Raw genomic sequence first — 15,739 nt, 5'->3', positions numbered from 1 at the left:
ATAATTTTACATAATATTCATAATATTTAATAAAAACCTGCCACCACGCACAGTATTTTTATTAAGGAGAAATGCAAATAAATGCCCTACAACACAATAAAAACAGCTTAACCAATTGTTAAACAATTAGTTAAGCTGTTTTTTAGTATAAGTTAATAATTTAAAAACTTCACACAAACCCCATAAGGCACCGTAATATCAGAAGTAATCAACGTCAATCTACCCGAAAACTCATCCCTTGAATACAACACGGCATTGCCTGACTCCTGATTCACAGCAACCACAAACTTTCCACTCGGATCAATCTCAAAATCCCTTGGCCAATCTCCCTCAGTAGAAGTATGCTCCACAAACGTAAGCTCACCAGAACCTGGATCCACACTGAAAACGGCAATACTGTTGTGCCCGCGATTGCCAGCATAAACATAACGTCCATTTGCAGAGATATGTATCGCACTGCCCTGATTATTTTCTTTAAAATCCTCAGGTAATGTAGAAATATATTGAACTTCAGTAAAATGGCCATTGTCTGGATTATAGTTTAAAACAATCACTTCAGAACTGAACTCTGTCATTACATAGGCCATATCCCTATTTGGATGAAAAACAAGATGTCTTGGGCCGCTGCCTGCTTTTACAGGTAAAAGATTCACCTTGGTAAGAATGCCATCTTCCTCCACGGCATAGGTAATAACAGCATCAATTCCTAATTCACACACGGCAAGATACTTTTCATCAGGTGTCAATTCAGAATAATGGGTATGAGGCTTTTCCTGTCTTGGATCAGGACCTGATCCTTCATGCTCGCTGATAGAAGCATAAGGTAACACTGCACCGTCCTCTTGGTTAATAAGATGGGATTGAACAAGTCCTTGGTGATAGTTGGCACCAAACACCATACGATTCTTGCTGTCTACACTCACATAACACGGCGGTGATCCTGCCAAAACTTCGCTGTTAATGGCTGTTAGGTCACCTGTTTCACCAATGGAGTAAGCGGCGATACCTCCAGTATCTCCTTCTTTAACAACCGAGTAGAGGTAGCGATTGTCTTTGCTGATTGCTAAATAGGTAGGGTTCCCTAATTCGGCAGCCACCTTTATGTCTTCAATTCTTGCTTCATCTGTATTCAGTGTAAAGGAATAGATTCCTTTACTATCTCCCTTTGTATAGGTTCCGATATAACCTTTATAGTTGGCCATTTTTACACTCCTTCAGAATTGGTTTCGTCTTATTTTATCAAACATTACCAATTTTTACTCAATTTAAGAACCGAAGCTTTTTCTGTTAACGTCCGGAAATCGAAATACTCCCCAATTACTGTGTTATGACAATGTCCTTAATAAAGTTTTCTACAGCGAAGGCCGCAACACCTAGGGCTGAAGAATAAATGGATAGAGATGAAAAACGTACCTCCATTTCGTTTTGGTGAAAGGACAAGGTATGGTTTTCAATCGTTCTTCTTATTGGCTTTTCTAGCCACTTCTTTGCTTTGGCTAACCGATTTCCGATAATGACTTGCTGTGGATTAAATGTATTGATAATATTATTGATGCCATAGCCGAGATAAGAGCCAATTTCCTCAAAAAGTTCCAGTGTATCTTTGTCATCTTTCTCAGCTAGTTGAATTAATGATTCAAGTGTCGCGGCCTTATCCTTAGTCATTTTTAAAAGAGTATGTTCTGAAGCATACATTTCCCAGCATCCTCTGCTTCCGCAGCTACAGGGTCTTCCGTCAACATCGATGATCATATGCCCAAATTCTCCAGAATAGCCATTATTCCCTTGATACAACTCACCATTCAGGATGATTCCAACTCCAATACCTATTCCGGCACTTATATAGATGATATTTTCGTGATGTTGGCCTGCACCAAATTGTTTTTCTCCATATGCACCGGCATTCGCTTCGTTTTCAATCATAACAGGAAGTTTAAATTCATCCTCAATCTCTGCCTTAAATGTGACGTATTTCCAGCCTAAGTTAGGAGCAAGTAACACCATTCCTTCTTTATCAACAATACCTGCAACACCCATTCCGACACCAACAACACCATATTTGCTTTGAGGCATTTCATGAAGCAGGCTTTGGATACCTGTCTTGACAAGCTCTTTAACAGCTGGAAAACTGGAATCTTGGATGAGCTGGTTTTTTTCAATGATAATATTTCCCTTTAAATCAGTTAAAACACTCAGGATATAATTAACCCCGATATCAATGCCAATTGCGTATCCCGCTACTTTATTAAAGTGAAGAAGAACGGGACGTCTGCCGCCGCTGGATTCACCTGGGCCAGACTCATAAATGAGTTCTTCTTCTAATAATTCATTCACCATTGATGAAACAGTACCCTTATTTAGGCCGGTTACCTGAGCAATGTCTGCACGTGAGATCGGTTCTTTATCGATAATCATTTGCAGTACCAAAGATTTATTGTTTCTTTTTACTACTTGTTGATTCCATGTAATGGTTGTCAATGAAAAAATCTCCCTACGTTCGTTATCGTATCTATATCTTAACATAAACTTAGTTTATTGAATATACAAACAAAGAAAAGGATGCTATAATGCTATTGTATTCGGTAAGAAATAACCTCTGACTAGTCTAAGAACAACGCTCAATTTGCGCAAAACTAACTATCAGATGAAGAAAGAAGGGGAACTATTTGACTAAAAACATGTTTTTCAACGCACATCATTCACCAATCGGAGCCTTTTCAAGTTTTACCCTTGGTTTTTATGGAAATGGAGGGGGGCTCGATTTAGAGCTAGGCCGTTCTCCAAGAAAAAATGTCTATGTGGGTGTGGAATCCTCGGAACGTGAAGGAATCTATGAAGCACTGCCATTCTTTGAACTAGAAGATGATGAAAGTAAGCGCTATGATATTGAAAATATGGATCCAAACCCAGATAAGCCGCGCATCATTTTACCTTTTGAGAAGGAAAAAATAGAACGGAACTTTCAGTTAGGAACGGATTCTTGGAAGGCGGGCGACTTAACTTTCACCATCTATTCTCAAGTCCAATCCGTACCAGATCCGGCTGCAGCCGCAGAAGAGGAACTGAAAAATGCTTTAATCCCAGCTGTTTGGGCAGAGCTTACCATTGATAACACGCAAGGAACGAAAAGCCGCCGAGCCTTTTTTGGCTATCAAGGCAGTGACCCATACAGTTCAATGCGTCGTATGGACGACACGTGTGATGGGATTGCTGGGATTGGTCAAGGCCGCTTAACAGCGATTACCACAAATGACCCTGAAGTGAAGTCAGCTCTGCACTTTAGTTTGGAAAATATCTTAACGACACCGTTTGAAGAAAACTGGACCTTCGGTTTAGGGCCTGTCGGGGCACTGGTTGTGGATGTTCCTGCCGGACAAAAACGTACCTATAAATTTGCTGTCTGCTTCTATCGCGGGGGCTATGTAACAGCAGGGCTAGATGCTTCTTATTTATATACGAGATATTTTCCAAACATCGAATCTGTAGCGGCTTTTGCCTTAGAAAATTTTGATCAATTCACAGCAGTTGCAAAAGAATCCAATCGTTTAGTAAGTGATGCGGATTTATCAGATGATCAAAAGTTTATGATGATTCATTCGATTCGCAGCTATTATGGCTCTACCCAATTGCTTGATGTCGATGGAGAACCATTCTGGGTGGTGAACGAAGGTGAATACCGGATGATGAACACTTTTGACTTAACGGTCGACCAAATTTTCTTTGAGTTAAAAATGAACCCATGGACCGTAAAGAATGAGTTGGACATGTTTGTCAGTCGGTTTAGCTACGAAGATAAAGTACGATTCCCAGGAGATGAAACCGAATACCCCGGCGGTATCAGCTTTACGCATGATATGGGGGTTGCCAATACGGTTTCTCGTCCTCATTATTCTTCCTACGAGCTATATGGCTTGGACGGCTGTTTCTCCCATATGACCTATGAGCAGCTAGTGAACTGGGTATTGTGTGCATCGGTATATGTGGAACAAACCGGTGATGCAGAGTGGTTAAAGTCTAATTTGGATGTATTCGGCCGCTGCTTTGATAGCATGATAAATCGTGACCATCCGGAAGCAGATAAACGGGATGGCATTATGGGTCTTGACTCCACACGCGTAATGGGCGGTGCCGAGATTACCACTTATGATAGTTTAGATGTTTCGCTAGGTCAGGCAAGAAACAATATTTATTTAGCCGGCAAGACATGGGCATCCTATGTGGCATTAGAGAAAATCTTTAAAGAGAATGGACTAGCTGACTTGTCGAAACAGGCTGGAGAGCTAGCGGAAAAATGTGCATCCACGATTGCAGGCCATATAACGCCTGGCGGCTATATCCCTGCGGTTATTAAGGAAGGGAACGATTCTAAGATTATTCCAGCGATTGAAGGACTGATTTTCCCTTACTATACAAACAACAAAGGTGCATTGGATCAAAATGGCCGTTTTGGCACCTACATTCAAGTATTGAAAAAGCACTTAACAACCGTATTAACTGAAGGTGTTTGCTTGTTTGAAGATGGCGGCTGGAAGATTTCGTCTACAAGCAATAACTCCTGGTTAAGTAAGGTTTACTTAAGCCAGTTTATTGCCCGTGAAATTCTTGGACTGAATTGGGATGAAAAAGGGGTAAAGGCAGACGCGGCCCATGTCGCTTGGCTTACGCACCCAACTCTATCTGTTTGGAGCTGGAGCGATCAAATTATTTCTGGTGAAATTGCTGGAAGTAAATATTACCCGCGTGGAGTAACAAGTATTTTATGGCTTGAGGAAAGTAAAAAATCCGCACCATTAATGGCTTCTACATTGACTGAATAATAGGATAAGAGACTGTCTGGTTTTAACTAGACAGTCCTATTTTTTAATAGAAGTAATGCTATACTTTTCTTATAATAAAGTTAGTACTCATCAAGAGGTGAAAGAACATGCAATTTAACAGTGTAGTTGGCAAGGCATACACAGGTTGTGAATGGGTTATGAAACTAGCCTATGTAAATATATTATGGTTGCTCTTTTCATTGGGTGGTCTTATTTTTCTCGGTATTTCACCAGCATCAGCAGCATTGTTTACCATTTTAAGAAAGTGGTTGATGGATGAAACGGATATACCGATTTTTCGTACCTTTTTGGATACCTATAAAAAAGAGTTTATAAAAGCAAACAAGCTTGGATGGCTAATGGCTTTGATCGGGATGTTCCTGTATTTCGATTTCAAGTATCTGATCACAGTTGGAGGAACGATACAATATGTGCTCTCCATCCCGCTGTTGATTGTTTCGATTTTATTCTTCATTACCATGCTTTATCTTTTTCCTGTTTATGTCCATTACGAATTACGCCTGATCCAGTATATTAAGAATTCCTTTTTTATTGGAATCATTAACATGCATATCACCATTTTGATGATTGCCGCAACTATCCTGATAGGTATTCTGTATGGTTATATTAATGGGATTGTTCCGTTTTTTGGCATAAGTTTATTCTCTCTTATGGTGATGACGGGAGCCAAACAAAGTTTTAATCGGATTGAAGCCAAACAAAGAAAGCTCAGTGTACAAAATTAAACTTACTACCGAAAAAGCTGTCACCGTAAAAAATGGTACAGCTTTTTTCTTTGCCAAAAATTGTCCAAAATATTTTCTATAAATCTTTGTTTATCCGATAGACAAACGAAGTAGAGGATGCTATAATCTAATTAAAGAAAAGGGTTACAGACTAATAGATTAAATAACGTATGAAAGCAGTTACATGAGTTAGTCTGAAACCGAAAAAACTTAGGAGGAATCCAACCATGGCTTATTTCGAAAATGTAAAAAACATTCAATTTGAAGGTGCAAATTCAACTAATCCTTTAGCATTTAAGTATTATAACCCACAAGAAGTAATTAACGGAAAAACAATGGAGGAATTACTACGTTTCTCTGTTACCTGGTGGCATACATTTACAGCTGATGGAACAGATCCATTTGGCGTAGGTACAGCAATTCGTCCTTGGAACCACTTAACAGGACTTGATTTAGCAAAAGCACGCGTTGAAGCAGCATTTGAACTTTTTGAAAAATTAAATGTTCCATTCTTTGCTTTCCATGATGCCGATATCGCTCCAGAAGGAAGCACATTAGCTGAATCAAATAAAAACCAAGATATTATTGTTTCAATGATCAAAGAATACATGAAAACAAGCAAGACCAAGCTTCTTTGGAACACTGCTAACATGTTTACAAATCCTCGCTATACACATGGTGCAGCAACTTCTCCGAATGCAGATGTATTCGCTTACTCTGCAGCAAAAGTGAAGAAGGGCTTAGAAGTAGCGAAGGAACTAGGCGCAGAAAATTATGTATTCTGGGGCGGCCGTGAAGGATATGAAACACTATTAAATACAGATATGAAGCTTGAGCAAGATAACTTAGCACGCTTCTTCCACATGGCTGTAGACTATGCTAAAGAAATTGGCCTAAATGTTCCATTCTTAATTGAGCCAAAGCCAAAAGAGCCAACAAAACACCAATATGACTTTGATGTAGCGACTGGACTAGCATTCTTACAAAAATATGACTTAACTGATTATTTCAAGTTCAATCTTGAAGCAAACCATGCAACATTAGCTGGTCATACATTCGAACATGAACTTCGTGTGGCTCGTATCAATGGTATGCTTGGATCGATCGATGCAAACCAAGGTGATCCATTACTTGGCTGGGATACAGATGAATTCCCAACTGACTTGTATGCTACAACATTAGCAATGTATGAGATTCTCCTAAATGGCGGTTTAGGTAAAGGCGGAACGAACTTCGACGCAAAAGTACGCAGAGGCTCGTTCGAACCAGAAGATCTATTCCACGGACATATTGCAGGTATGGATGCATTTGCAATTGGATTAAAAGTAGCGAATAAGTTACTAGAAGACCGCGTATTTGAAAACTTCATTGATGACCGTTACAGCAGCTATACAAAAGGTATTGGTTTAGAAATCGTCGAAGGCAGAACAAATTTCCGTGAACTAGAAGAGTATGCACTAGGATTAACTGAAATTAAAAATAAATCAGGCAGAACAGAAGTTTTAAGGGCTACCCTTAACCAATATCTATTAGAAACACTTTCAGGTGTTACAGTTAGATAATAAACAACACAGATCATAACAAAATAAAATGGAAAATGTGCTGGAAGTTACTTGTCCAGCACATTTTTATAGAAAAGGGGACTATAAATGAAATACGTTATCGGAGTAGACCTTGGGACAAGTGCAGTTAAAATTCTACTCGTCAATCAAAATGGTGAAGTATGCCAGGAAGTTTCCAAATCCTATCCATTAATTATCGAGAAATCTGGCTATAGCGAACAAAACCCGGAGGAATGGGTAACAAAGACGACAGAGGGACTTGCAGAACTCATTCAGGCATTTCAAGGGGACGTGAAGGACATTGAGGGAATCAGCTTTTCGGGGCAGATGCACGGATTAGTTTTATTAGATGAAGCCAACCAGGTACTGCGAAACGCGATTCTTTGGAATGACGTAAGGACCACAAAGCAATGCCAGGAAATATACGCTGTTGTCGGACAAGAGAACTTGCTAAATATTACGAAGAATCCTGCATTGGAAGGATTCACCTTACCGAAAATCCTCTGGGTAAAAGAGAATGAGCCTGAGATTTTCAATTCTGCAAGCGTATTCTTGCTTCCGAAGGATTATTTGCGTTACCGGATTACAGGTAACATCCATATGGAGTATTCCGATGCGGCCGGAACTTTACTGTTAAATGTAAGTAAACGGGAATGGAGTTCAGAGATCGCAAATCAATTTGGAATCTCCCCTGAACTTTGCCCACCGCTAGTAGAATCCCATGCATGTGTTGGAACGGTAACCGCTGAATTTGCGCAAGCAACCGGATTAACTGAAGCAACAAAGGTGTTTGCTGGCGGGGCAGATAATGCTTGTGGTGCGATTGGCTCAGGAATTTTATCTGAAGGCAAAACATTATGCAGCATTGGAACATCTGGTGTCGTCCTTTCTTATGAAGAAAGAAGTGATCTCGATTTTGAAGGAAAAGTTCATTATTTTAACCACGGTGAGGAAAACACTTATTACACGATGGGTGTGACTCTTGCTGCCGGCTATAGCTTAAGTTGGTTTAAGGACACCTTTGCCAAAGAAGAAGCATTTGAAGAGTTTTTAGAAGGCGTCGATGGAGTACCTGCAGGCAGTGACGGACTATTATTCACTCCATATATCGTTGGAGAAAGAACACCACATGCTGATTCAAATATCCGCGGCAGCTTTATTGGAATTGATGCTGGCCATGAACGGAAGCACTTTGCACGTGCAGTTCTTGAGGGAATCACTTTTTCATTAAATGAGTCAATTGAAATTTTTAGAAACAGTGGTAAGACCATTGATTCAATCATTTCCATTGGCGGCGGTGCTAAAAACGAAACATGGCTGCAAATGCAGGCAGATATTTTCAATAGCAAAATTGAAAAGCTTACAAGTGAACAAGGACCAGGAATGGGCGCAGCTATGTTAGCAGCCTATGGGTGCGGCTGGTTTACCTCCCTTAAAGAGTGTGCGGATGCCTTTATACAAACGTCAAAAACCTATTATCCTATTAAGGAAAATGTTGAAAAATATAGTAAACTATTTACTATTTACCAACAAGTTTATGCACAAACAAAGACGCTTAATGACCAATTAAAGGATTTTAGAAGATAAGTATAGGATCGATATATGGAGGGAACATATGACAAAGTTAGTTGAAAAGCAAGAGGGCTCTTTTTACACTGGTGAATATCGTAATCTCTTCAAAGAAATCGGCAAAACAGACGAAGAAATTAATAAAAGAATTAAGCACAATTGGGAACAGCTCTTTAATGGGGATGAAGATACCAGAATCTATTATCCAGTCGGAGAAGATTTAGGTTACATGCTCGATACTGGGAACCTCGATGTACGTACTGAAGGAATGTCCTATGGAATGATGATGGCGGTTCAAATGGATAATAAGGATGTTTTTGACCGGCTTTGGAAATGGACTTATGAGTACATGTATATGACGAAGGGAGAAAACGCGGGCTACTTTGCCTGGTCATGTCAGCCTGATGGTACGAAAAATGCCTACGGTCCGGCACCTGATGGAGAAGAGTTTTTTGCAATGGCCTTATTCTTTGCCTCCCACCGTTGGGGAGACGGTCCAGCTCCTTTTAACTATAGCGTTCAAGCAAAAGACATTCTTCGGACCTGCCTTCATAAGGGGGAAGACGGTGTCGGCTTCCCTATGTGGAATAAAGAAAATAAGTTAATTAAATTTATCCCTAATTGCGAGTTCTCGGATCCATCCTATCATTTACCACATTTTTATGAGTTATTTGCGTTGTGGGCTTATGAAGAGGACCGTGCATTCTGGAAGGAAGCAAGTAGAGCGAGCAGGGAGTATTTGAAAATTTCCTGTCATCCTGAAACAGGCTTAGCACCTGAGTATGCCTATTATGATGGTACCCCAAACAATGAACGAGGCTATGGCCATTTTTTCAGTGATGCTTATCGTGTTGCAGCTAATATTGGACTTGATTATGAGTGGTTTAGAGGGGATGCATGGGAAACGGAAGAGGCGAATAAGCTTCAAGCCTTCTTTGCCGATAAAGATCCGGCTGATTATCGCCGTTATACGATTGCGGGCGTTCCATTCGAGGAAAAATCCCTCCATCCCGTCGGTTTGCTAGCGACTAATGCGATGGCATCTCTTGCTGCGGATGGCCCAGACTGTTTAAAATGGGTCGAACTATTCTGGAATACACCTGTCCGGACTGGGGTAAGACGATACTATGATAACTGCCTTTACTTTTTCAGCTTATTAGCATTAAGCGGCAACTATAAAATTTGGATGCCTCAATAAAGAAGCTCAATGTTATATCTCTAATTTTAAATATCTTACTTAAACAATGGCTTGAAGTATGCTCTTCAAGCTATTTTCTTTCCTATGAATATTCTGTATAGTTACATAAATCAAAGGATAGTATAACAGCTAAACAATGTTCCGTGATAAAATAAAACCAATAAGATAGTTGAATCAATAAACATTCTCAATGAAATCGGGTGTTGTTTTTTAAAAAAATGTAAGCGTTTTATGGGTTTGGAAATCGCCTATTCATTAATTTCATCTAAATGGAGTTGATAGAAATGCACAAAGTGATATTAGTAGACGATGAAATATATTTCCGCAAAGGCCTAAAAAGTTTAATAGATTGGAATAGCTGTGGATTTGAAGTTATTGGAGAGGCAGCAAACGGAGAAGATGCATTAGCCCTTATCGATGGTGTATGTCCAGACCTCGTCATAACCGATATCCGGATGCCCGTTTTAGATGGACTAGAACTAATAAAACAAGTCATGAAAAAAGACGGAAAGCATCCTAAATTTATTATTATTAGCGGCCATAGTGATTTTAAATACGCTCAACAAGCCGTTCGTTATGGAGTGCATGATTTTATCCTTAAACCCATTGATCAAGATGAGATAGAAGAGACACTCACATCTCTTGCAGCATCCATATCAGAACAAAAGCTGTTGTTTGAAAAAAATATTGAGATAAAGAAAGCGGTCCTACTTGAAAATTTGATCCATGGCAAAGTGAATGAGCAGGATACATATGATTTTTCAAGAGAATTATCCTTGGGGAATGTGACGGAATATTATTATATGATTTTAGAGGTAAATGGACTTCCTCTCAATCAAAGTGGAACGATCCCTGACAATCAAGTTAAGGATAAAATCATTACGGTCATTCGTGAAATATGCGACCCTCAGGTGGGCGTATTTATTCAAGAATTGGAACAAGGAAGCTATGGACTGTTAATTCCGTCAACCTATCTGCATTGTTTTAAGATGCAAATCAGTCATTTTAGCCAGTGGATCCATGGACTACTTTTAAGAAGTGTGAAACAAGATGTTACCTTTTATATTGGACCAGCTGTTTCGAAATTGCATTTGTTAAAAAACTCCTTCGAAGCTGCCCAAAAAGCACGAGAGTACAAATATGTCCATGATGATAAAAGTATTATTTTTTCAAATGAAGTAAGTGATCAATTGATTATTTATACAGAGCTGGAGGATTCCTATTATCACTTACTAATAGAACAAATAGAAGAAAGTGCAACAATAGGCATTATGGAAACAGTCGATAAAATATTCCTCCAGTTTACCTCGAAAAATATGGCGCGCGTGGCGGTTCACGCATCCATCAATCGGTGTGTACACTCTATTTTAAAGTTAATTAAAAATATGGAGGGAGAGGTATCCCAATTAAATTCCTTCCAGACAATGCTCCAACTGCAAAACTATCAGTTGACTTTATCACAATTAAGAAAACAATTTCTTGAGTTTGTGCTAGAGAGTATGGAGAACATCAAGATCCTCCGTAAACAAACATCAGATGGTGAGGCCCATAAAATTAAACAATTCGTTGATACACATTATAGGGAGAATATTAGTCTAAAGACCATCGCAGCCAAGTTCTATATGAATCCCGTCTATTTAGGACAGTTATTTAAGAAAACCTATGGGATTTATTTTAAAGATTATTTATTACAAGTCAGGATTCATGAAGCAAAAAAACTGCTGCGGCAATCGGATCAGAAGATTTATGAAATTGCTGAAAGAGTGGGGTTTAATAATACCGATTATTTTGTCACTATTTTCGGTAAACTTGAAAAAATAACACCCTCTGAATATCGTAATAAAATCTTAGAAAATAGAAAAGTGAGATAAATATGAAACGAGCTGAATTAAGTTTTCATAATGTGCGATTAAGTAATAAATTATTGATTATCTATATTTTTTCTGTCCTTATTCCCATTGTTTTGACCAATATTATTTTTTACACCGTTACGATTAACAATGTAAAAAAACAGCAAATGCACGACTCAGAGCTGGCGTTGAGACAGATTAGTAACGATTTTGGGGGAATCATTGACGATGCAGTTGGGATCTCTTCCTCTCTTTATACCAATACCAATATTAATTTATTCCTAGAGAAGGACTATCCGACAGATGTGGATTACGTTGATGATTATGACACCTATTTACGAACGTTTAATCAATCGAGCCCAATTAATCCTTCCATTAATTCGATTCGGTTTTATACGGATAACCCAACCATCATTTATTCAGGCGGGGTGTATCCATTAACGGAGGAAATCACCAAAACAGCTTGGTATCAACAAGTAATGGAACGAAATAATACGTCTCCCATTGTTTTACACTCACAAATCAATGACCAAACGTCAACATTCAGTATTATAAGAAAGCTCAATTATTTTAACTTCAATAATAAACAAAAGGTAGTCAGAATCGATATTAATCCCGCAACGATTGAAAATATTTTTCATAATGTCACCTTTAAAGGCGATGTGTACCTTTTAAATGAGAAGGGCGAAATAGAGTATTCAACTAAGAAAAATTTAGCATGGAGAGAAAAGGTCATTCCATTTAGCCATGTTTCGAAGACAAATAAGACGGTACTTCTAAATACGACCTACTTGGACCAGGCCTATCTCCGAAACTGGAAAGTGGTTGGGACGATTTCAGAAAAAACGATGCTCAATACCGTTTATAAATCCGGACTTTTTATTATTTATCTAGCCATTATTAATATATTGCTTCCTTCTATCATCATCATTTTAATCAACCGTTCTTTTCTAACAAGACTGCATCGAATCCTAAGGCATGTGAAAAAATTGGGGGATCAAAACTTTGAAAAGATTTCTGGTCCGGAATATACCGATGAAATAGGCCAATTAACCAGTGAATTTAATAGAATGACTAGAAAAATTAAAGAACTGATTAATGATGTCTATTTGGCTAATATCCAAAAAAAGGATTTAGAGATTAAAAGAAATCGAGCCCAGCTGAGTGCACTTCAAAGTCAGATCAATCCTCATTTTTTATTTAATGCACTTGAAACGATCCGAATGAGAAGCTTGATGAAGGAAGAGAATGAAACTGCCAAAATCATTCACAATATGGCGAAGATATTTCGCAATTCGCTTACATGGGGGAAAGATTTCGTTACCGTACGTGCAGAAATAAATCTAATAAAAAGCTTCCTTGAAATACAAAAATATAGATTTGGTGAAAAACTATCTTATGAGATTCATGTGGACGAGGCAGCCGAACACTGTATGATCCCCAATATGGCACTATTGCCGTTTATCGAAAATGCGAGTATTCATGGTATCGAACCATTAAAAGATAATGGGCAAATAAAAGTAATAATTAAGCTGGAAAATGGTACATTGACTTGCATCATCGAGGACAATGGTGCAGGAATGACGGAAGCAAAGAAAAGCAATTTATTAACCTCATTGAAAAATGAGGAAGATATCGGAGAAAACGTAGGGATTAAAAATGTTTATTATCGTTTAAAACTGTACTATCAGAATCTTTTTCAGTTCGACATTAGCAGTCAAATCCAAAAGGGGACGATGGTAGCCATACAAATACCCTATAAAATTGATAATCAATCTTTAAAAACAGACAATCATGAAAATAATCTATACTTTGTTAAATAACATCTATACTTTTTAAATGGTTGGCAGCAACCCTTTCAAACTATAATGAAAGTGCTTACAAAATACAAATAGGGGGTTGAAAAATGCTTAAGAAAATTTTCTCAGCACTTTTAATGGTTGTGCTTCTAGTTTCCATCGTCGGCTGTACAAAGGATGAAAGTACTAGTAGTAAGCCAAGTAAATCAGGCGGCAAGGAAGATCCAGTTACATTTACTTATTTTAATGCAGGCACCCCAGGTAAAGACAAGAACACAAATGAAACAACCATTGGTAAAAAATTAGAAGAACAAACAGGTGTGAATTTTAAGGTTGAATATCTAGTAGGAGACCTAAATACAAAAATCGGAACAATGATTGCAAGTGGTAAATATCCAGACATCCTTTCCCCAGATGCGGGAATCGATAAAGTTTTAGATGCAGGCGGATTTATTGACCTTAGTGATTTGATCGATAAGCATGCACCGAATCTAAAAAAATTATACGGTCCATATCTTGATAGAATGAAAGATAAAGATGGAAAAATTTATTTCATTCCATTTACGGCAACACAAAGCTATGTTCCAGATCCAAATATTACCCAAGGTGCTTTCTGGATTCAACGCGGCATTTTAAAAGAAGCAGGATATCCAAAAATCAAAACGCTTGATGAATATTTCAATCTAATCGAACAGTATCAAAAAAAGCATCCAAAAGTGGATGGGGCGTCTACAATCGGGTTCACAGCTTTAACATATGACTGGCGTTTCTTTGCTCTATCAAACGTACCGAACCATTTAGCTGGTTATCCAAACGATGGCGAAGTAATGGTTGATATGAACACCCACAAAACTTCCGTCTATGCTGACAAAGAAGAAACCAAGCGTTACTTGCAAAAATTAAATGAATTGAACAGCAAAGGTCTATTTGATAAAGAGGCATTTGTAGCTAACTATGATGAATATTTAGCAAAGGTTTCATCTGGCCGCGTGTTAGGATTCTTTGATTACGGCTGGCAGGTTCAACAGGCATTAGATAATTTAAAAGCAGCAGGAAATGATGATAAGCGTTACATGCCGCTTCCAATTACATTTGATGGTCAAAAAGATCAATATGTTGATCCGGCAACATTCATTAATAACCGTGGAATCGGTATCACTGTTAGTGCAAAAGACCCTGAACGCATCATTAAATATTTTGATACTCTTGCAAAAGAAGAAAATCAAAAGTTAATGTTTTGGGGAGTTAAGGACGAAACATATAGTGTAGACGACAAAGGCAGATTCTATCAAACTCCAGAACAAGCTGCGAAGACATCTGATGAAAAATTCAAAGATGAATCTGGATTAAGTATGTATTCTTATTATTGGCCGCATGGTGATGGACTATATAGTGACGGAAACGCTTGGATTCCATCGAAACAGCCGGAAGTTGCTACTATGTCCTATACTGATGGCGACAAAGCGATCCTAAAGGCTTATGGTGCGACAGTATTCTCTGACTTGTTTGCAAAACCAGATGATCGTCCATGGTATCCAACATGGAGTGCAAACATCGAGCAAGGTTCCGCTCCGCAAATTTACGGTACCAAAAAGACTGATTTAATTAAGAAATACTTCCCTAAACTAGTTTTATCTTCGCCTTCTCAATTCGACTCTGTTTGGAAGGAATATACAAAGGAATTTAAAACATTAGACACTAAGTCCTTTGAAAAATTCATGGATAAAGTCGTCGAAGATCGTATTAAGGAAGCTGAGAAAAAATAGTTTTTAAGAAGTACCAAAAGAAGGCCGATATCGCCCAATTGGCTATATCGGCCTTTGCTTTAGGCTCTGTTAAACGAGATTGTTGTTTTTCATACTCTGTTGTTTGGAGCGGAAGGCGCTCGACTCCTGCGGGAGTACGGGGCCGGGGAGACCCCACAGGCGCTGATGCGCCGAAGAGGCTCCCCGGCACGCCCGCGGGTTTGCTGAGCGCCTGGAGCGGAAAACAACAGCCAAATTTAACAGAGCCTTGCTAAAAAAAATATGCTGGAAGCTATAAGCCGCTTCCTTCCAACATGTAAGGCAGCAGCTTATGGCTATCGGGCTAAATACAGCAAATAGAGGAGGGGTAAAATGCAGATGGAGACTAGAGCAGCAACGGAAGAGGTTATCAGTACTTCCGTTTCAGTACACCATAAAGCAGCTAAAAAACCA

At 38.7% G+C, this 15,739-nt stretch carries 10 protein-coding genes; 8 read left to right on the top strand and 2 right to left on the bottom strand.

What is annotated here, in order from left to right; genetic code table 11:
- Window positions 1-152: 152 nt before the first annotated feature.
- Window positions 153-1,202, bottom strand: a complete 1,050-nt coding sequence (locus AAHB15_RS12670) for a lactonase family protein (protein ID WP_342042501.1) — start codon at window positions 1,200-1,202, stop codon at window positions 153-155.
- 115 nt (window positions 1,203-1,317) lie between these two features.
- Window positions 1,318-2,478: an ROK family protein gene (locus AAHB15_RS12665; protein ID WP_342042500.1), complete on the bottom strand. Its 1,161-nt coding sequence runs from the start codon at window positions 2,476-2,478 to the stop codon at window positions 1,318-1,320.
- A 188-nt stretch (window positions 2,479-2,666) separates the two neighbouring features.
- On the opposite strand from AAHB15_RS12665, the gene AAHB15_RS12660 reads away from it, so the two are divergent.
- The 8 genes from AAHB15_RS12660 to AAHB15_RS12625 all read left to right on the top strand — a co-directional run bounded on the left by AAHB15_RS12660 (window position 2,667) and on the right by AAHB15_RS12625 (window position 15,307).
- Window positions 2,667-4,817 carry a glycoside hydrolase family 52 protein gene (locus AAHB15_RS12660; protein ID WP_342042499.1) on the top strand — a complete coding sequence of 717 codons (2,151 nt, stop codon included), beginning with the start codon at window positions 2,667-2,669 and terminating at the stop codon, window positions 4,815-4,817.
- Window positions 4,818-4,924: 107 nt separating this feature from the next.
- Entirely contained in the window at window positions 4,925-5,563 is a 639-nt protein-coding gene (locus tag AAHB15_RS12655) for a YesL family protein (RefSeq protein WP_342042498.1), read from the top strand.
- A gap of 227 nt (window positions 5,564-5,790) precedes the next feature.
- A complete protein-coding gene (gene xylA / locus AAHB15_RS12650) occupies window positions 5,791-7,125 on the top strand; it encodes a xylose isomerase (protein ID WP_342042497.1) in 1,335 nt (444 codons plus the stop codon).
- Window positions 7,126-7,212: 87 nt separating this feature from the next.
- Window positions 7,213-8,712: a xylulokinase gene (gene xylB / locus AAHB15_RS12645; protein ID WP_342042496.1), complete on the top strand. Its 1,500-nt coding sequence runs from the start codon at window positions 7,213-7,215 to the stop codon at window positions 8,710-8,712.
- 28 nt (window positions 8,713-8,740) lie between these two features.
- Window positions 8,741-9,892, top strand: a complete 1,152-nt coding sequence (locus AAHB15_RS12640; RefSeq protein WP_335573290.1) for a glycosyl hydrolase family 8 — start codon at window positions 8,741-8,743, stop codon at window positions 9,890-9,892.
- A gap of 284 nt (window positions 9,893-10,176) precedes the next feature.
- The gene (locus AAHB15_RS12635) at window positions 10,177-11,763 is read left to right on the top strand and encodes a response regulator transcription factor (RefSeq protein ID WP_342042495.1); all 1,587 of its coding nucleotides are present in this window, start codon (window positions 10,177-10,179) and stop codon (window positions 11,761-11,763) included.
- A gap of 2 nt (window positions 11,764-11,765) precedes the next feature.
- Window positions 11,766-13,565, top strand: a complete 1,800-nt coding sequence (locus tag AAHB15_RS12630; protein ID WP_335573288.1) for a sensor histidine kinase — start codon at window positions 11,766-11,768, stop codon at window positions 13,563-13,565.
- Between the two features lie 83 nt (window positions 13,566-13,648).
- Window positions 13,649-15,307, top strand: coding sequence for an ABC transporter substrate-binding protein (locus AAHB15_RS12625; protein ID WP_335573287.1), 1,659 nt, complete (start codon window positions 13,649-13,651; stop codon window positions 15,305-15,307).
- Window positions 15,308-15,739: the final 432 nt, after the last annotated feature.

This window comes from Bacillus sp. OTU2372, assembly GCF_038440275.1.
Classification (GTDB): Bacteria; Bacillota; Bacilli; order Bacillales; family Cytobacillaceae; genus Neobacillus; species Neobacillus bataviensis_B.
The sequence above is the reverse complement of the archived record's forward strand: the minus strand, read 5'-3'. Positions and strand labels throughout refer to the sequence as shown.